The organism is Pseudomonas sp. JV241A (genome assembly GCF_900275665.1).
Lineage (GTDB): Bacteria > Pseudomonadota > Gammaproteobacteria > Pseudomonadales > Pseudomonadaceae > Aquipseudomonas > Aquipseudomonas wadenswilerensis.
In genome coordinates this window covers 80,449-99,175 of sequence record NZ_OPYO01000028.1, presented here as the reverse complement: position 1 = coordinate 99,175, position 18,727 = coordinate 80,449, and the positions used below count along the sequence as shown (strand labels likewise).

General features: G+C 61.2%; 16 protein-coding genes and 1 tRNA gene. 14 read left to right on the top strand and 3 right to left on the bottom strand.

Features of this window, described 5'->3' with window-relative positions:
- The first annotated feature begins 60 nt into the window (after window positions 1–60).
- From JV241A_RS18110 to JV241A_RS18085, 7 genes are all read left to right on the top strand, one after another.
- Window positions 61–3,627, top strand: a complete 3,567-nt coding sequence (locus JV241A_RS18110; protein WP_166675717.1) for a transporter substrate-binding domain-containing protein — start codon at window positions 61–63, stop codon at window positions 3,625–3,627.
- A 166-nt stretch (window positions 3,628–3,793) separates the two neighbouring features.
- Window positions 3,794–3,939 (top strand) — tRNA-OTHER (locus JV241A_RS27480).
- A gap of 245 nt (window positions 3,940–4,184) precedes the next feature.
- Window positions 4,185–4,562: a type 1 fimbrial protein gene (locus JV241A_RS18105; protein ID WP_134063823.1), complete on the top strand. Its 378-nt coding sequence runs from the start codon at window positions 4,185–4,187 to the stop codon at window positions 4,560–4,562.
- 192 nt (window positions 4,563–4,754) lie between these two features.
- On the top strand, window positions 4,755–7,082 hold the full coding sequence (locus JV241A_RS18100) for a hypothetical protein (RefSeq protein WP_134063821.1): 2,328 nt from the start codon (window positions 4,755–4,757) through the stop codon (window positions 7,080–7,082).
- Window positions 7,073–8,293 carry a hypothetical protein gene (locus JV241A_RS18095; protein WP_134063819.1) on the top strand — a complete coding sequence of 407 codons (1,221 nt, stop codon included), beginning with the start codon at window positions 7,073–7,075 and terminating at the stop codon, window positions 8,291–8,293. The genes JV241A_RS18100 and JV241A_RS18095 overlap by 10 nt, the downstream gene beginning before the upstream one ends.
- A gap of 10 nt (window positions 8,294–8,303) precedes the next feature.
- The gene (locus JV241A_RS18090; RefSeq protein ID WP_134063817.1) at window positions 8,304–8,960 is read left to right on the top strand and encodes a DUF1266 domain-containing protein; all 657 of its coding nucleotides are present in this window, start codon (window positions 8,304–8,306) and stop codon (window positions 8,958–8,960) included.
- Window positions 8,961–9,002: 42 nt separating this feature from the next.
- The gene (locus JV241A_RS18085) at window positions 9,003–9,899 is read left to right on the top strand and encodes a LysR substrate-binding domain-containing protein (RefSeq protein WP_134063815.1); all 897 of its coding nucleotides are present in this window, start codon (window positions 9,003–9,005) and stop codon (window positions 9,897–9,899) included.
- Here the strand turns inward: JV241A_RS18085 and JV241A_RS18080 are convergent, their stop codons facing one another.
- Window positions 9,900–11,297: an amino acid permease gene (locus tag JV241A_RS18080; protein WP_134063813.1), complete on the bottom strand. Its 1,398-nt coding sequence runs from the start codon at window positions 11,295–11,297 to the stop codon at window positions 9,900–9,902.
- A gap of 203 nt (window positions 11,298–11,500) precedes the next feature.
- Between JV241A_RS18080 and JV241A_RS18075 the strand changes: the two genes are divergently transcribed.
- Complete coding sequence (locus JV241A_RS18075) at window positions 11,501–12,304, top strand: phytanoyl-CoA dioxygenase family protein (protein WP_134063811.1); 804 nt, start codon at window positions 11,501–11,503, stop codon at window positions 12,302–12,304.
- A gap of 84 nt (window positions 12,305–12,388) precedes the next feature.
- Here the strand turns inward: JV241A_RS18075 and JV241A_RS18070 are convergent, their stop codons facing one another.
- A complete protein-coding gene (locus JV241A_RS18070; protein WP_115088262.1) occupies window positions 12,389–12,613 on the bottom strand; it encodes a DUF465 domain-containing protein in 225 nt (74 codons plus the stop codon).
- Window positions 12,614–12,733: 120 nt separating this feature from the next.
- Here JV241A_RS18070 and JV241A_RS18065 point away from each other — a divergent pair, with 120 nt between their 5' ends.
- The 5 genes from JV241A_RS18065 to JV241A_RS18045 all read left to right on the top strand — a co-directional run bounded on the left by JV241A_RS18065 (window position 12,734) and on the right by JV241A_RS18045 (window position 17,425).
- Window positions 12,734–13,099, top strand: coding sequence for a 5-carboxymethyl-2-hydroxymuconate Delta-isomerase (locus JV241A_RS18065; protein WP_115088261.1), 366 nt, complete (start codon window positions 12,734–12,736; stop codon window positions 13,097–13,099).
- Between the two features lie 169 nt (window positions 13,100–13,268).
- Complete coding sequence (locus tag JV241A_RS18060) at window positions 13,269–14,903, top strand: phosphoethanolamine--lipid A transferase (protein WP_134063809.1); 1,635 nt, start codon at window positions 13,269–13,271, stop codon at window positions 14,901–14,903.
- Window positions 14,904–15,002: 99 nt separating this feature from the next.
- Window positions 15,003–16,136, top strand: a complete 1,134-nt coding sequence (rnd, locus tag JV241A_RS18055) for a ribonuclease D (RefSeq protein WP_134063807.1) — start codon at window positions 15,003–15,005, stop codon at window positions 16,134–16,136.
- Window positions 16,133–16,426 (top strand): YcgL domain-containing protein, encoded by a 294-nt coding sequence (locus tag JV241A_RS18050; RefSeq protein ID WP_115088258.1) that lies wholly within the window; start codon window positions 16,133–16,135, stop codon window positions 16,424–16,426. Before rnd ends, JV241A_RS18050 begins: the two co-directional genes overlap by 4 nt.
- Before the next feature lie 66 nt (window positions 16,427–16,492).
- A complete protein-coding gene (locus JV241A_RS18045; protein ID WP_134063805.1) occupies window positions 16,493–17,425 on the top strand; it encodes a D-2-hydroxyacid dehydrogenase in 933 nt (310 codons plus the stop codon).
- 90 nt (window positions 17,426–17,515) lie between these two features.
- Here the strand turns inward: JV241A_RS18045 and JV241A_RS18040 are convergent, their stop codons facing one another.
- The gene (locus tag JV241A_RS18040) at window positions 17,516–18,109 is read right to left on the bottom strand and encodes a nitroreductase family protein (RefSeq protein ID WP_115088257.1); all 594 of its coding nucleotides are present in this window, start codon (window positions 18,107–18,109) and stop codon (window positions 17,516–17,518) included.
- 148 nt (window positions 18,110–18,257) lie between these two features.
- On the opposite strand from JV241A_RS18040, the gene JV241A_RS18035 reads away from it, so the two are divergent.
- Window positions 18,258–18,707 carry a YcgN family cysteine cluster protein gene (locus JV241A_RS18035; RefSeq protein ID WP_045193480.1) on the top strand — a complete coding sequence of 150 codons (450 nt, stop codon included), beginning with the start codon at window positions 18,258–18,260 and terminating at the stop codon, window positions 18,705–18,707.
- The last annotated feature ends 20 nt before the right edge of the window (window positions 18,708–18,727 follow it).

Genomic DNA, 18,727 nt, shown 5'->3' with positions numbered 1-18,727 from the left:
CGCATGTATCTACGTCTTTTCTTTCTGTCCGTCGGGCTGTTTTTGGGGTGCACCCCGGTGATGGCTACATCGTTGCCTCCAGCCCCACAGGTGCTGTCCAGCCAGTTGCGTATTGATCGTCCCGATATGGCGGTTTCAAGCGAAGACTGGCAGTGGCTGCGGCACAAGTCCGAGCTCAAGGTCGGCGTGTCGGCATCCGCGTCCGCGCCGTTTTCGATCAACGCCCAAGACAACCTGTATGAGGGCATCAGTGCCGATGCAACTGCTCTCATCGCGCAGCTATTGGGATTGCAGGTGAAGGTCGTGGTCTTCGCCAATGAGCAGGATGCGCGCAAGGCATTACAGGTCGGAAGCGTTGATGTGGTCAGTATTCACGGCAGCACTGGGCCACGCCCGGACCTGCTACTGAGCATTCCCTACGCCCAGGATAGGCTGGCGGTGTTCAAACGCAGTGCCGAACCCCGGCATTCTCCCGTTGATCTTGCCGGCTTGCGCGTAGCGATCACCGATGAACACAGCGCCGAGCTCAAGCAACGCTATCCGCGGGCTGATTTGCGGGTGTTTGCCGAGCATGACGAGGCGATTGCCGCTGCCGCCTTTGGCCAAGCTGACGTTTACCTAGACGATCTGTACAGCGCCTACTACCGAATCAACAACTCGTACTATGGTTATTTGCGCTTTGAGCGTTTCAGCGACCTACCGGTAGGCGGCTACGGTTTTGCCTTGCGCACGGATAACTCACGCTTACAGCGGCTCATCAACGTCGCCATCGAGGCCATCGGCGACGATACGTTGCACAACCTGGCCAAGCGGTGGGTCGGCAACAGCTTCATTCCAGGTGAAGAACCCTTAGACCTCACCTTAGAGCAGTTACGCTGGATCAAGCGTAACCCGGTAGCGCGATTGGTGATTAATGACGACATGGCACCGGGTGCCTACTTCGACTCGAACGGCGTCTTTTCCGGTGGGTTCGCTGACCTGCTCGAAGTGATAACACTAAGTACTGGCCTGAATTTTGAGGTCGTTTTGCGCCGCGGCGGCTATCCGCAGATGACCGAAGCACTGAAAGATAACGAGGCTGATCTGGCCTTGATGACCGCTAGTCCCGAGCGTGAAGCGTACTTGCGCTTTTCCAGACCACTGGATGCCAGCCCTTTTGTGTTGCTTAGCAGCAAAGAGCAGCAAGGCAAGCTACAAAATCTGGCCGATAAGCGCGTGGCGATTCCTACTGGGCACGTGAGCTCACAGCAACTACGCAAGCGCTACCCCGACGCAGTGATAATCGACGCTGGCACCACGTTGGATACAATGAACATGCTCTTTAAAGGCAAGGCCGATGCCGCCATCGTGGCGTTGCCCGCAGCGCGTTATTACATGGAGCGCTTATTTCGCGACAAATTGGTGATCAACCAGATGCTTGATGTTGGGCCGGCCACGCTCAACTTTGCGATGCGTCGAAGTGATGTTGAACTTCAATCGATTATCAACAAGGTCATGCAAAGCATTGCTCCGGATGAGATCAATGCGATTTCCAACCGCTGGCGTTCACCACCAGGGATGAGCGGCCAGACCTGGGTCGACTACCAACGGGTGATCATCAACATCATCGCGGGTGCGGCGTTGTTGCTGTTGTTATCGCTGGTCTGGGTGGTCTATTTGCGTCGCCAGATCAAGGCCCGGGTGAGGGCAGAGCGAATGCTCAACGATCAACTGCAGTTTGTCGAAACGCTGACTGATTGCATGCCGCCGCCGCTGTACGTGCGTGATCTCAAGGGGCGCATGCTTTCGTGCAATCGCAGTTACCTGAAAAGTGTCGGCTTAAGTGCCCAGCAGGTGCTGAACAAAACCGTGCGCCAGCTACCCAAGGAAAACTTCGAGAGCCTCCCGGACTTTCATCGCATCTACTTTAAGGCGATGCGCGACGGCCAGACGATCGAGTCGGTGCATGCCATTCAGCTCCAGGGCAGGGAGGCGTGGATCAACCACTGGGTGCAACCGTTCCAGGACTCCAAAGGTGACATAAAGGGGGTTATCTGTGGCTGGTTGGATATCACCGAGCACCGTCAGTTGGTGGAGCAGTTGCGAGAAGCGAAGGTCCACGCGGATGACGCCAGCCGTGCCAAGACCAGCTTTCTGGCGACCATGAGCCACGAAATCCGCACGCCGATGAACGCCGTAATCGGCATCCTTGAACTGGCGCTTAAGCGCGCCGAAAGCCAGCCGATCGACCGCGCCAGTATTGAAATAGCCCATACTTCGGCAAAAAGCCTGCTGGAGTTGATCGGCGATATCCTCGACATCGCACGCATCGAATCCGGACGACTTAGTCTGTCGCCCAAGCGTGCCAACTTGCGCGAACTGATCGAGTCGGTGGCCAGAGTGTTCGAGGGGCTAGCTAGGCAAAAGCGCCTGACCCTTATCCTCGACATCGATTCGAGCATCAACTGTGATGTGCTGGTCGATGCCCTGCGCTTCAAGCAAATCCTCTCTAACTTGATCAGCAATGCCATCAAGTTCACCGAAGAAGGCTCGATCAAGATCAGTATTTCCGGGTTTTTGGTCGATGCCAGCCTGCTCAATATTCACCTCCGCGTGGAAGACACCGGCGTTGGCATAAGCCCTACTGACCAGCAGCGCTTGTTCAGACCTTTCGTCCAGGCGCAACGCAATGTGCAACAGACCGAAGGTACGGGACTGGGGCTAGTGATCTGTCGTTCGCTGTGCGAAATGATGGGCGGCCGTGTAACTATGAGCAGTGAGTTAGGTCGTGGAACGATGATAGAAGTAGAGCTGCGCTTTCAGGTATTAGAGCGCATCAGTATCACGCAATTGCCTGCCTTACCATTGACTCATCAACGTTACTGTTTGCAAGTTCTGGTTGTGGATGATCACCAGGTCAACCGCCAAGTCTTACACCAACAACTAGAATTTTTGGGGCACGATGTCTATGAGGCAGAAGACGGTCAGTGTGCCTTCGACTGCTGGGGCAAGCAGCCCTTCGATGTTGTCATTACCGATTGCCACATGCCGGTCATGAATGGTGCTGACCTCACACGAGCAATTCGCAAAGTCGAACAGGAGCAAGGGCTTGAGCCCACGGTGATTATTGGACTTACTGCCGACGCACAGCCGGAAGAATTAGAGCAGTGTATTAAAGCGGGCATGAATGATTGCCTGATCAAGCCAATCGGTCTCGACGAACTGGACGCAAGGTTGTTGGCGCTACACAAGGATCGGGAAATAGAAGGCGAGTATCCTGAGACCGCATTGCCACTGATGGCGCCAGACTCGCAACTGCTGGTTGATCTGGGGCCTTTGGAGTTGCTCATCAACAGCGACCCGGTGAAATTCCGCGAGATACTCGGCGAGCTGATCAATAATAATCGCAGAGATTGTCAGTCACTGAGGGTTCTACTCCAGAACGGTGAGACTGATAAGTTAGGGGAGCTGGCTCACAGAATTAAAGGTGCAGCGCGTGTGGTGAAGGGAGAGCAATTGGTCGAATCTTGCCGGCGCATGGAGGTTGTATGTGCGGATCCGCAAGCTTCGCCGGAGGAGCTCAGCAAGGCGGTGAATGAGGTGGAATTCGCCATAACCGAGTTGGAGCGCGCCCTTGGAACTCTTTGAGCGGTCGATTTTTACTAGCGTTTACTCACGTCGTGCCGCTCTGTTGATTTTTTCGGCTTCCTTTCAGCTGCGGAGGAGATCTGAGCATGCCTCGGTGACTAGCAGCATGGCGTTCCGCTCGTAGTGCGTGGGGGAATTTTGGGGGAATTGATCCCCCGAATGATGTGGAATGATGTTTTAGTATGATTTGGCAAATTGCTGAAATTTAAGGATTTTTTACTTTTGTTATTGAATCTGTTGAGCGCGAAAACGGATTCGAAATCCGTTGTACTGGCAACAGTACCTAGGGTTCAAATCCCTATCTCTCCGCCATACAAGAGAAAGCCCCCTGACCGAAAGGTCCGGGGGCTTTTTCGTTTCCGCTGATTGAGCGTCTCAACCACCCACCAACGTTTAACCATAGGCTTCGGGAGGCTGATTGACGAACCAGTGGGCGCTTGTTTACACCGTTCTGCGACGCGCTTGGCAAAGCGCACCTTTGTCTATCAGACAATCCTTAGATTTTTCCGCGCCTGGCCGATACTCGAGGTACTAACCGCTATCGCCGGAGTGTCAGCATGAATCGCAAGTATGTTGCTATCGCTGCAGGGTTGTTGTTGGGCGCAAGCGGGGCCTGCGTGGCTGAGACACCGATCGCCCAGGGGGTGATCAATTTCACCGGTAGTGTCGTCGAGTCGCCTTGCACGGCTTCAGCCCAGGCAGGCGCCTTGAACCTCAATGACTGCCCGACGCAGGTGCGGGGCACCCGGATCGATTTGCACAGGGTCGAGCCGCAAGCGTCGGTCAGTGCCCCCGATCACGCTCCGGTCAACGTCAAGCTGATGGCCGACAGCGGCAAGACGGATCGTTATTACCATCAGCAGTACGCCCTGGTGGATGCCTCCGGTAAGCCTGTCACTTCCGGCACCTTCCTGATTACCCTGACCACGCCCTGAGCCTTCTATCACCTGCACGCTCTTGGTTTTTCAAACGCCAACTGGTAGCGTGCAGCACCCCCGCTGTATCGCCCGATCCCTTTCGCTATCGTTGCCTGTTGAGTGCAGCCGTATGCGGGTACCCGTCGTCTCCTTGAAGAGCCAGTACGGGGCACCGGGCGATGCACAAGTCATTCGCAAATGGAGTTCACGATGACGCAAAACAGCACCGTGCTGTCCGGCATTCAGCTGGATCAATTCATGGACCGTCTTGAGGTCGAGCATCAGGAACACGGTGCCGATTACCTGCTGGGCCAGCTGCGCGTCCAGCCGCTCAAGGCTGCCTCGCTGGAATCGATCGACCGTCTGCACGTGCTGTGGGTCAACGCCGGTGACGCTGACGCGGCCAAGGCGGTACTCGCCGACGACGGCCAGGCGCTGATCGAGGCGACGCCAGAAGAGGCGCGCAACGAACTCAAGGTCAACCTGCTGATCTACCAGCTGCGCCTGTGCAACTACCTCAAAGACGAGCAAGGCCTGCTGCAGGCCCTCGACGCCCTGCAGCAACTGAGCAACGAGGCGCTGGCGTTCGATATCGAACAGTACCGGCGCTACCGCATTTTCGACGATCTGCAGCACACCACCCTCGACGTCGCCCTCAAGGCCATCGAGGTGCGTCACACCCTGGCGTTGATCAACCCCGGCCGCCATGCCCTGCGGGCCTGGGACGATGCCGACCAGCAGCGGCGCCGGGCGCGGGTGCTGGCTGCCCACGAGCGTGACGAAGAGGCTCGCGAAGCGGCGCTGGCGGCAATTACCGCGTTGCGTACCGCTGGCGAAGGTCAGGATGTCGACGGCAACGACTGGCTGTGGCTGGGCGATGCGCTGATCGAAATCGTGCCGTTGCGCCTGGCGATGTTCGAGCAACCTGTAGTGCAGTTGATCGCCGAGCTGTCGTTGCCCCAGCGCCGGGAGTGGGAAGTGCGCCTGGCGCGCCTGGCTGCACGCTCATTGAAGGCCCAGGGCGACCTGCCCGGCGCCTTGAAAATCTGTGAGGTGGCGACCCTGGAACTGGACTCCAGCGGCAGTGACAACTTTGTCGAATTCCACTTGCCCTGGTTGCTTGAAAACGGTCAGATCGACGACGCCGGGCAGCGTGCATTCATGGAAATCTATGGAGTTCGCAGCCAGATGTGGCCGGGCACTGCCTACTGGGTACACGATCGCCTGCTCGATGCCGAGGACCAGTCGGCGTGGTGGCCGTTGTGCGTGATGCGCGCCTGTGATGATCAAAAGGTGTTGGAGCGGTTTGTTTCCGGGCTGCCATGGCGCGACGAGTCGACGCCGTCCCTGGGCCCGTTGCTCGATGTGCTGCATGCTGCCCGCGATGACCTTGAGCAGCTCGACAACGTTTTCGCTCTGGCCCTGGAAGAAGCCCGCCGCCGCGCGCCGAACCACCCTTGGATCAACCGCCTGCTGGCAGTGCGTGAACGCCAGGCCGGGCGCATTGACGCCAACACTGAACTTACGATGCTGCGCGAGGCCGTTTCGGCCGGCAATATGCAAGACCACCGCAGCGCCTACAGCCTGTTCAGCGCTCATGCCAGTGTGTTCGGCATTGTCGATGCCTTGCGCCAACCGCTGCCGACAATGGCCGGTGGCATGAACTATTACAGTTTCGCTTGCAACATCGACGACCTGGTCGAGGTGGAAGTCGAGAAGCTCTCGAGCGAGGAGGCAGATCAGGCCTGGTCGTTGTTGCGCGAAGTACAAAAGCTGGCCTACGAACACGGCCAGGCTCGCATGGAGCAATGCTTCGCCACCGGTCGCGGGCATCGTTACGATGCCTGTGCGCACATGTACTCGATGCTCTGCAACAACCTGGCGATCAACTACCGCTGCTACAACGACCAGCGCATGTATGAGCAGGCCCTGGAGCTGCATGCCCGTGGCATTGCCGCCAGTCCGTTCGCCGAGCACTATCATGGCACCCTGCAAAACCGCATTGAGCTGGGGGATGACGCGGGCATCGCCGAAGCCGCCGAACAGCTCTGGCACTACGCAGCCGACTATGGCTACAGCCGCCACGACCCGGAAGAGTACCTGCTGGAAGTCAGCCGCGCCCTGTACCGCCTCGACCGCGAACGCGAAATCCTGATCTGGCTGGAGCGCATCCTCAAGTGGCAGGAAGAGCGCGAAATCAGCGACAAGGACCTGGAGTACTCGCCGCTGTTCGCGCGGATGAAAGTGGCCATGTACCTGTCCTACAGCCTGCCGGAGGCGGCCACCAGCCTGTGGCTGCGATATGCGCCGCAGATCAACGAACGCGACGAGAGCTCGCTGCTGGGCTGCGCCGGCGATGTGCTCAAGGGCCTGGGGCGCAAGGAGGAGGCCATAGCCTACTACCAGCGCTCGATCCTGCGCAGTGATCCGGACAACGCCGTCGACCAGGGCAACAATGAGCTCTTCCGCCAGAGCATCGCCGAGCTGCAGGCACCGGAAAAGCCGGCAGGCAAGGCCTGGTGGCAGATATGGAAGTGACACCGGAGCTGCGACAGTCCGGTTACGCCCCGCGCAACGCACTCAATGCCGATCAACTCAAGCGCGGCATTGCCGAACGCAGCAAAGCCCGTGGTGATGCGCCGGAGGTGGGCAGATGGTTGCTCAACCATTTCTACCGTCATCTGGTCGGCAACTTCGAGCCGGCGCGACGGATCCTGACCCTGGAGCAGGCTGTCGAGGTGCTGGGAGGCGAACCGCCGCCATGGGTGAGCAGGCATTTGAGCGACGCCGGTAAAGGCTCGCAGCAGGCGCTCGCGCCCCTGGTCTGGGTGGATCCGCAGCAGGCGCCACTGCTGGCGCAGGAGGCCTTGCTGGTGGAGTTTCTGACCTCGCGTCAGGGCACTGCGCTGGCCGGCAAGCTCGATCGCATCAACTGCCCGCAGGCGCTGGCGCTGTGGGACAAGGAACACGCGCAGATGGCCGCGCGGGTCGAGCAGGGCTGGCGCCAAAGCCGGCCCGAGGCCTTGGCCACATTGGTGACCACCACTGAGCACGTCTTGCAGGAGCTGCGCCCCGACAGTGCCTTGCTGCGCGCTGAAATGGCCTTTGAAAGCTATGTGATGCGCCACTGCCTGGGCCAGTTCGCCGATCGCCGCGCCCTGACCGGCGGCTACGGCGAGCGTTATGCCGAAGCGGTGGAGCAGCGGCGCATGCGCGTGTTCAGCTTTCGCGACGGCCAGGGCCAGCCACACATCACCATCAGCCTGATCGTCCAGGCCGACGGCAGCTTGACCGTCGAGCAGGTCAAGGGCAAGCAGAACCGGCCGCCGGTCGAGCGCTATTACCAGGACCTGCTGCAGTGCCTGAATGCCCTGGGCACCGACCAGCAGACGCCCGCTGACTGTATCGCCATCGGCATCGTGCGCACCGAAGCCGGCTGGCTGCGCATCGAAGAGGTCAGCGACCCGACCGCCCAGACCCGTCTGGTGGCCCGCTACCCCCAGCTGTACGAGCGCCTCGATGCGCCGTCAGCCATGGTCGAGTGGCTGGTGGCCGGGCGTCAGCCGCAGCAGTTCTTGCAGGTTGCCCCGCAGGCGGTGTCGGTCAAATACGCCACCCGGCATATCTTCAGCAAGCGCTTGCAGCGTCTGCCCGATGATCCGCTGTACCTGACCGAAGGCGTGCCGTGGCCAGACATGGCGCCGCCCCAGGCCGAGGAAATCCAGGCCTGGCAGACCCGGGCAAGGTAAGGAGAGCGGCATGTTTTTGCTTATCGCGGCGGTTATTTCAGCCTGGTTGTTGTGGCGTGCATTCCGCCCGCGCGAGGCCGCGCCGTTGTTCAGCCAACGCAAGCACTGGTCGCTGCTGTTGGCCAGGCCCATGGCCGATGCGATGGAAGTCGAGGGTTTTTACTCGCCAGCGTGCGACCACTTCACCGAACAGGCCCAGACGATCGTGCGGGCGGCGTTGCTGCACCAGGCCGGGATTCGCAGCAACTCCAATGACGAGGCGGTGCGTGCGCACTTCAGTGCTACCCTCGAACAGCAATGGTACAGCCTCGACCTGCAAGGGCTGACGGCCAGCGATGAGCCGCGTGCGGCCATGGCCTTTGCCTGTGCGCGGGTGGCGTTTCTGGTCCGTTGTGGGGTACTGATGCATTGGCTCGAGCCCGAGCTCGCCTGGCGCGTGCTGTTGCTCAACGCGCAGCGGGCGCAGGATTGTTTCGACAGTTGGGAAGATTTCGGCAAGGCCTATAAGCTGGGGCGCGAGCAGTGGGTCGCGGCGTTTCGCGTCGACTCGCTGGGCGAAGTGTTCAACGAGCAGCATCTGCACCAGTTGCTGACGCCCGGCAGCGGCGCCTGGGCCGATATACCCTGGCGTACGCCAGCGGCGTTGAGCCCGGCCCTGGCGGGGTAACGGCGCAGCGGTTGGTTCAAGCATCCCGGAGGGGGCATAGCGATGATCGGCTTCACTTTCCGCCAGCTGGAGTATTTCGTCGCTGCCGCCGAGCAGGGCAGTGTCAGCGCTGCGGCGCGAACCAAGCACATTTCCCAGCCGTCGGTGTCCCTGGCGCTGTCGCAGCTGGAGGCGAGCCTGGGCGAAAAGCTCTTTCATCGCCAGGTCAGCCGTGGCCTGGAACTGACCCCGGCGGGGCGCAAATTGCTCGAGCAGGCGCGCGATATGCTCAACCTGGCCACGGCAATCGGCGGCAAGGGCGAGCAGCAACAGGTGGTGCGCGGCGCCTTGAGCCTGATCTGCTTCCAGGACCTGGGGCCGTATTACGCGCCACGCCTGCTGAGCGGCTTTCGCCGGCGCCATCCGGAAGTCACCATCACCCTGTTCGAGGCCGATCTTGCCGAGGTCAATCGGCGCCTGGCCGATGGCAAGGTGGAGCTGGCGCTGACCTATGACGTGGGGCTCGATTCGCCGATCGAAAAACGCGTGCTGGCGCAGCTGACGCCTTACGCCTTGCTGTCGGCGGACCACCCCCTGGCGTTGCAGGAGCGGGTGTCGCTGGTGGACCTGGCCAATGAATGCCTGATCCTTGAAGACATCGCCAGGACCCGCGAGTATTTCCTGTCGCTGTTCTGGGCCCACGACCTGCAACCGGCAAGCCTGCAACTGACCCAGACCTTCGAGATGCAGCGCGGGCTGGTCGCCCATGGCTATGGCGTGGCCTTGTCCTGCACCCGGCCGGTGGCCGATTGCAGCTATGACGGCCAACCCCTGGCCTGCCGGCCGCTGCTGGAAGCGGTCAGCCCGCAGCCGGTGGTGCTGGCCCAGTCCAGCGCCATGCGCCCCTCTCCGGCGGCGCAGGCCTTCCTCGACTGGGCCAGCGAGCAGTTTCCGGCCTGATCAGCGGCTGGCCGGATCTGCCAGCGTTGCCAGCGGCTGGCGGGCGACGAACAGCCAGTAGCCCAGCGACAGCAAGGCCAGCCAGCCGATGCCCACGTACAGGGCCATGCGCGTGTCCGGGAACCAGGCCAGCACGCCGAAGATGAACAGCATGAACACCACCGCACAGGCCGGGCCGACCGGCCAGAACGGTACCGGGAAGTGCAGCCTGGCCACCTCGTCGGCGCTCATGCCGCGGCGCATGACGATCTGCGACAGGAGGATCATCAGCCACACCCAGACGATCGAGAAGGTCACCACGGCGGCGAGGATCAGGAACAGGTTGTCCGGGGCCAGGTAATTGAGCACCACCCCCAGCAGCAAGGCGACGGCCATCACCACCACGGTCATCCACGGCACGCCGAAGCGCGACAGCAGGGCGAAGCTGGCGGGCGCCTGGCCGTTGTGGGCCATGCCGTACATCATCCGCCCGGCGCTGAAGATGTCACTGTTGATCGCCGACACCGCTGCCGAGATCACCACGATGTTCAGCAGCGTGGCCGCCGAACCGATCCCCAGGCCGCTGAAGATCTGCACGAACGGACTGCCTTCGCTGCCGATCTTCGACCAGGGATAGATCGACATCAGCACGAACAGGGTGAACACATAAAACAGCAGGATGCGCAGCGGCACCGAGTTGATCGCCCGTGGAATCACCCGTTGCGGATCCTTGGCTTCGCCGGCGGTGATGCCGATCATCTCGACGCCGCCAAAGGCGAACATCACCACGGTGAACGAGGCGATCATGCCGCCCACGCCATTGGGGAAGAAACCGCCATGGCTCCACAGGTTGCTCACCGCTGCCAGGGGCTCGCCGCTGCCGCCCAACTGGATGCCGAACATCAGCACGGCCGCGCCAGCGAGGATCATCGAGACGATGGCGGTGACTTTCAGCAGCGACAACCAGAACTCCAGTTCACCAAACACCCTGACGCTGCACAGGTTGAGGGCGCCAATGAAGAAGACGATGCCCAGCACCCAGATCCAGCGCGGCGTGTCGGGGAACCAGAAGCTCATGTAGACGCCGAAGGCAGTGACATCCGCCAGGCACACCACCAGCATCGAGAAGGCGTAGCTCCAGCCTGTGAGAAAGCCGGCAAAGCGCCCCAGGTACTGGCTGGCGTATTGACCGAACGAGCCGGACACCGGGTTGCGCACGGCCATCTCGCCGAGGGCGCGCATCATCATGTAGATGGCCGCGCCACCGATCAGGTAAGCGAGCAACACAGAAGGGCCGGCCAGTTTGATGGCGGCTGCGGAGCCATAGAAAAGCCCGGTGCCGATGGCAGAACCGAGCGCCATGAAGCGAATGTGGCGGGTACTCAGACCGCGCCGCATGGCGGTGCTGTTTTCGTTCATCCCAGGTAACTCCTCGTTGTTCTTATTCTTGGATAGCAAGGCGCCGTAGGACACAGGCAGGGCCATTAACCGGCCAAAGGTGGCGGGCTGACAACCGGCGCGCCATACAGATTGCCTATAGTGGCGCATAGGTAATCTGTGGTTTACCGGCCGCGCGGGGCCGCCCAATACTTTTGTTCATTACAACAAGAGAGGTGGCCCCGATGAATGCCGATATCGAACAGTTCCAGCGTGACGGTGCAGTGGTGTTGCGTGGCGTGTTCCGTGACTGGATCGAACCCCTGCGCGAAGGTTTTGAACAGAACCTGGCCGCGCCCAGCGCCTTTGCCATCGAGAACGTCGGCAATGGCGAAGGCGGGCGCTTCTTCGAGGATTACTGCAACTGGCAACGCATCCCGGCGTTCAAGGCGTTCGTGCTCAATTCGCCGGCGGCGGCGATTGCCGGAGCGCTGATGCAGTCACGGCAAGTGCAGGTGTTTCATGAACATATCCTGGTCAAGGAGCCGGGCACCTCCAAGCCCACGCCCTGGCACCAGGACCTGCCGTACTACTGCGTCGACGGCCTGCAAACCGCCAGCTACTGGATACCGCTGGACCCGGTCAGCCGTCACAACACCTTGAGCGTGGTGCTCGGCTCCCATCGCTGGCCCAAGCCGGTGCGGCCCAAAAGCTGGGCCAGCAACAAGGATTTCTATGGCGCCAGCGATGCAGGCTCCGGGGAAAGCCTGTTCATGGACATGCCGGATGTGGAGAACGGCGAGTACCAGATCCTCTCGCCGGAGCTGGAACCGGGGGACGCGGTGGTGTTCGATTTTCGTACCGTGCATGGCGCCGCCGGCAACATCGGCAGCAATCGCCGCCGGGCCTTCTCGACCCGCTTCATGGGTGATGATGTGCGCTATATCCAGCGCCCTGGGCGGACCTCGCCGCCGTTTCCAGGGATTGACCTGAAGACCGGCGATCGCATGCGCGAGGACTGGTTTCCGGTGGTGTGGGCGCGGCCATAAGGGCTGCCCGTAGGAGCGAGCTTGCCTCGCGATGCAATGGGGCAGGTAGATCGCGATCGCGGGGCAAGCCCGCTCCTACAGGGTTTACTTCAGATGGGCGACGATCTCGTCCTTGATCTTCAGGCGTTCCTTGCGCAGCCGGGTGACCGTGTCATCGGCGGCGCTTTTGTTCTCGGCATCGACGACTTCGGCGTCTTTGCTGTTGTAGTCTTCATGCAGCTGACTCAGCCGCGGGTCGTGTTGTTTCTTCTCGATGAACTGTTCCTTGGTCAGATTCAAGTCTGCGAGCAAATCGTGCTTGACCGGCATTTCTTCACCTCTCCGGGGTTTGTGGGGTGGAAGTCATGAACTTAGAGGATAGTCGTCTTTGCCGGGTTTCGGGGCTGGGGTAGTCTGTTGCAACATTTGCCCACCCCAGGACTCCGTGCAATGCCTCATCTTCATGTGGAATACAGCGACAACCTGAAAAACCTTGAGGTCGACCGCCTGTTGCTGCGTCTCAACAATGCCCTGGTGGGCAGCGGCCAGTTCGCCGAAGAGCTGGACATCAAGAGCCGCGCCGTGGCCCTGGCCGGTTTCCGGGTGGGTGTTGCCCCTGCGGAACGCGCGTTCGCCCACATCAAGCTGGCAATCCTCAGCGGTCGCTCCGCCGAGATCAAACGCCAACTGTCGGCCAGCCTGCTGGAGGTGCTCAAGGAGGCCGTTCCGAGCACGCCGGGGCTGGACATCCAGCTGTGCGTCGAGGTGATCGATATCGATCGCGATTCTTATTCAAAAGTGCATCTGCCAGCGTAAATAATCGTCTGGCTGAACACAGGCTGAACACGTCTTTTAAATAGACGCCAGCCGACTATTTGTTGGCGTCTTTTTCACAAAAAATTGATGACTCGCTACTTAAAGTTCGGGCAGTTTCCAGGTGGTGCCGCAAGGGCACTGTTCCCGCCGTTCAAATAAGCGAATCGTCATGTTCAAGGTCAAACCCCTGCGGGCCGAATGGGTCACGTTGATTGCCAGCCTGTACCTGTTGATCGGCTTCAACTCATTGTTGTGGCAACACCTGGCGTCGGTACTTGCGAGCGATGCGCACGGCCTGTTATTGCGTGTGGCCTTTGGCGTGATGATCCTGTGTGCGTTCAACCTGGTATTGACCCTGCTGGCCTTCCGGATGCTGCTCAAACCGCTGCTGATCACCCTGTTCATGGTCAGTGCCGGGGTGGCTTACTTCATGAGCCAGTACGGCGTAATGATTGATGTCGGCATGCTGCGCAATGCCATGGAGACCAATGCCACGGAAGTGCGTGACCTGCTCTCGATTAAACTTTTTTTATATATCGCTGTGTTAGGTGTTTTGCCGTCTATATTGTTGTACAAGGTACCGGTTTTATACCGCAACTGGGCCCGCGAGTTGTTCGGCAAGTTACTCGCCAGTGTCGCCTGTATTGTGGTGCTGGGCACTGTTGCGCTGATTAATTACCAGGGCCTGGCTTCGCTGTTTCGCAATCACCATGAAATCCGCCTGATGCTGGTGCCGAGCAATTTTGTCGGTGCCTCCCTGGGCTATGTCGGCGAGCGGGTCGGCAGCGCCGCCACGCCGTTTCGCGCCATCGGCGAGGACGCCAAGCTCGACGTCGCCTGGCAGCAACGTTCGCGCAAGTCGCTGACCGTGCTGGTGGTCGGCGAGAGCGCCCGCGCGCCGAACTTCGGGGTGCTCGGCTACGGGCGCGATACCACCCCACAGTTGAGCAAGGAAAAGGGCCTGATCGCCTTCACCGATGTGCACTCCTGTGGCACCGAAACCGCCGTGTCGGTGCCGTGCATGTTCTCTGGCTTCACCCGCAAGGATTACGACGCCAGCACCGCCAAAAACCAGGAAGGCCTGCTCGATGTGCTGCAGCGGGCCGGGCTCGCGGTGCGCTGGCGCGACAATCAGTCCGGCTGCAAGGGCACTTGCGACCGGGTGGTGTTCGAGAATGTCAGCAACCTCAAGGACCCGGCACTGTGCGCCGATGACGAGTGCCGCGACGAAATCCTCCTCAAGGGCCTGGACAGCTTCATCGACAGCCTGCAACAGGATACCGTGCTGGTGCTGCACCAGATGGGCAGCCATGGGCCGGACTACTACAAGCGTTACCCGAAAGAATACGAGCGCTTCACCCCGGTGTGCCGCAGCAATGCCCTGAACCAGTGCAGCCAGGACAGCATCGTCAATGCCTATGACAACACCCTGGTGTACACCGACCATGTCCTGGCCGCGCTGATCGACCTCCTGCGCAGCAAGCAGGACAAGGTCGACACCGCCATGCTGTACCTGTCCGACCATGGCGAATCGCTCGGTGAGTACAACCTGTACCTGCACGGCACGCCTTACATGCTGGCACCGGAACAGCAAAAGCACGTGCCGCTGCTGGCATGGTTTTCCGACAGCTACAAGGCCAGCTTCGGCGTCGATAGCGACTGCCTGCAGAAGGTCCGCAACGAGCCGCTGAGCCAGGACAACCTGTTTCATTCCATGCTCGGCCTGCTGCAGGTGCACACCAACCTGTACAAGCCCGAACTGGACCTGTTTGCCAGCTGCCGGCCGATGTTGGCCAGGCACTGATCACCGACGCGGTAGCGGCGGCAGGGATAGCGGTCGAGTGGTTTCCCGACGATGGCCTGCGCCGTATATACTGCGCGCCATTGTTTGTGGGAGAGCCTTGTGGCCATCGATATTCACTGGATTTGCGACGATCGCAGCCTGGCAGAGCACTGCCTGCAGTGGCGCACGCTGCCCTTCGTGGCACTCGACACCGAGTTCATGCGGGTCGATACCTTCTATCCGAAAGCCGGTTTGATCCAGGTCGGTGACGGGACACGGGCCTACCTGATCGATCCGCTGCGCATAGGCGACTGGCAGCCGCTGGCCGGCCTGCTTGAAGATCCGCAGGTGATCAAGGTCCTGCATGCCTGCAGCGAAGACCTCGAAGTGCTGTCACGCCTGACCGGCAGCTTGCCGGCGCCATTGTTCGACACCCAGCTGGCCGCCGGCTACCTCAACCTGGGCTTCTCCATGGGCTATTCGCGCCTGGTCCAGGAGGTGCTCGGCATCGACCTGCCCAAGGGTGAAACCCGCTCCGACTGGCTGCAACGCCCGCTGTCGGAAACCCAGGTCAGCTACGCCGCCGAAGACGCCGTGCACCTGGCCGAACTGTACGAGCGCCTGCGCCCGCAGTTGTCGGATGACAAGAATGCCTGGGTGCTCGAAGACGGTGCCGAACTGGTTGCCCAGTTGCGCCGCGAGATCGACCCGTATGAGCTGTACCGCGATGCCAAGCTGGCCTGGAAGCTGTCGCGCGCGCAACTGGCGGTACTGCGCGAGCTGTGCGCCTGGCGTGAACGCGAAGCCCGCGCCCGCGACCTGCCGCGTAACCGCATCGTTCGCGAAAACGCCTTGTGGCCGATGGCCCGCACCCAGCCGGATTCGCTGTCGGCGCTGGCCAAGATCGAAGACATGCACCCGCGTACCATCCGTCAGGATGGCGAGTTCCTGCTCGGCCTGATCAAGCAGGCTGCCAGCCTGCCGCCATCTGAATGGCCGCCGGCGGTGCCCGAGCCGCTGCCGATCGAAGCGTCGGCGCTGCTCAAGCAACTGCGCGCCATCGGCCAGGCCGAGGCCGAGCGCCTGAACATCGCCCCGGAGCTGATGCTGCGCAAGAAAACCCTGGAACTGCTGCTCAAGAGTGGCTACCCCAACGGACCCTATCAACTCCCCGAGTCGCTGCGCGGCTGGCGCCGTGAGCGCATGGGGCAGGCGCTGCTCGATTGCCTGGCGGGCGCCGGAGACCAGTCATGAAACGTATCTGCTCGATCTACAAGAGCCCGCGCAAGAACGAAATGTACCTGTACGTGCTCAAGGCCGATGGCCTGGAGCGCGTGCCCGAAGGCCTGCTGCCGTTCTTCGGCAAGCCGGTGCATGCCTTCGACCTGGTGCTGACCCCGGAGCGCCAGCTGGCCCGCGAGGATATCGCCAAGGTCCTGGAAAACCTCGAACAGCAGGGCTATCACCTGCAGATGCCACCGGCCGAGGACGAGTACATCGAGCACTTGCCCGAAGAGCTGCTGCGTCGCAACGACCCGGTCTGACCGCCCTTTCGCTGTAGTGCCGCCCTCCGCTGGCGGCCTTTGCCGTTATCCAAGGTTGTTATGAACATGCGTGTTTTGATCGCTGAACAGGATCATGCCCTCTACGCTCGCCTGTTGCGCGAGGCGGCACCGGACCTGGAAGTCCTGAACAGTGGTGACTCGGCCGAATTGGCACGGCTGGCCGCTGACAGCCCGGTGTGGCTGGGCCAGCCGGACCTGTTGGCAACCTTGTTGCGCCAGGGCCATCAGCCGCAGTGGCTGCAATCGACCTGGGCCGGGATTACGCCGCTGCTGGCTGACGGCCTGCAGCGTGACTACCGCCTGACCCGGGCGGTGGGCATCTTTGGCCAGGTCATGGCCGAGTACGTGCTCACCTACATGCTCGGCCACGAGCGCGAGGTGCTGGCGCGCCTGGTCAGCCAGGTCGAGCGCAAGTGGGATGAGCGTCCGGGGCGCAGCCTGGAAGGGCGGCGGGTGCTGATCGTCGGGACCGGCGATATCGGTCAACGGGTGGCGGAGTTTCTGCTGCCGTTTGGCGTGCAGCTGTACGGTATCGCCAGCCAGCCGCGCGAGCAGGCGCCGTTTATCGAAGTGGCCGGTCTTGAGGACCTGGGGCGTTTGGTCGGCCAGGTCGATTATGTGATCAACCTGCTGCCCGACACCCCGGCGACCCATGACCTGTATGACGCCGCGCTGTTCCAGCGCTTCAACCCCGAGGCCTTGTTCATCAATGCCGGGCGCGGCGTGGCGGTGGTCGATGGCGACCTGGTCGAGGCTTTGAAGAAAGGCCATCTGGCAGGTGCGGTGATCGATGTCTGTCGGCAGGAGCCGCTGCCGCAACGTCATCCGTTCTGGACTGCCTGGGGCTTGCTGCTGACCGGGCACAGCTCGGCACCGACCTCGCCGGCGGCGATGGTGCGCTTGTTTGTCGAGAATCTGCGGGCGTATCAGGCGGGTGAAGGGTTGCGTGGGGAGGTGGACTTTCAGCGCGGCTACTAACAGTAACGCCGGCCCCCACAGGTTTGAAGGCACCGTTGACCCTGTGGGAGCTGGCCTTGCCAGCGATGGGCTGCAAGACAGCCCGAAAAATCAAAGGCTGAAATCACCCTCAGCCGCCAACTCGCTCAACGGCCGACGCGGGCTCGGTACTTCCCGCGCCTGCAGGCCTTCAGCAAGGGTCGACTTGTCGCCCAGCTTGCCGATCGCCACTGCCGCGTGCAGGGCGTAGCCTTCGGGAATCTTCAGCTCCTTGCGGGTCAGTTCCTGATCGAAACCGGCCATGCCGTGGGTGTGCCAGCCGCTCAGGCTCGCCTGCAACGCCAGGTGGCCCCAGGCCGAGCCGGTGTCGAAGGTGTGCCACAGGGCCGGAGTTTCTTCACTTGCACCCGGTGCAGTGAAGCTGGTCTTGGAAATGATGATCACCAGCGCCGACGCATGCTGGGCCCAGCTGCGGTTGAACTCGTTGAGCAAACCGAGGAAGCGTTCCCAGTTCGGCGTGTCGCGGCGGGCATAGAGAAAGCGCCAAGGCTGCGAGTTGTAGGCCGAAGGTGCCCAGCGGGCAGCCTCAAGGAAGCTCAGCAGGGTGGCCTGGTCGATCGGCTCGCCGGTGAAGGCGCGCGGTGACCAGCGCTGGATGAACTGTTCGTTGATGGCGTGATCGGCAACGCGAGGATTTGCACTCATCTTGAGTTCCTGAGAGTTGGGGTGGTGACCGCTGGTCAAACTACTGTGTCGCATCAGCGCTGACAAGCGGTCTGGCAATGGCCGGTGACAGGCCCTAGACTGGCGCCGCCGCGCCGCCGCGCACGAATTGAAACAGGACACCCGTTACATGACTGCCAACGCCAATCCATTCTGGATGCGTAAAACCCTCGAGCAACTCGACCCGCAGGAGTGGGAGTCGCTGTGTGACGGCTGTGGCCTGTGCTGCCTGCAAAAGCTTGAAGATGAAGACGACAACAGCGTCTATTACACGCGAATCGCCTGCAAGTTGCTGGACCTCAAGACCTGCCAGTGCAGCGATTATCCGCAGCGGATGCAGATCGTACCGGACTGCATTCAGCTGACCCCAGGCAAGGCCGACCAGTTCAAATGGCTGCCGACCACCTGCGGTTACCGCCTGGTCAGCGAGGGCAAGGACCTGCCCGACTGGCACCACCTGGTTTGCGGTGACCGCGAACAGGTGCACAAGCAGCGGATTTCACAATCCGGGCGCATGCTCAGCGAAGACAGCGTCGATGAAGACGACTGGGAAGACTATCTGATTTTCCGCGCCGGTTGAGCCGCCCAGGCTTGTCGGGT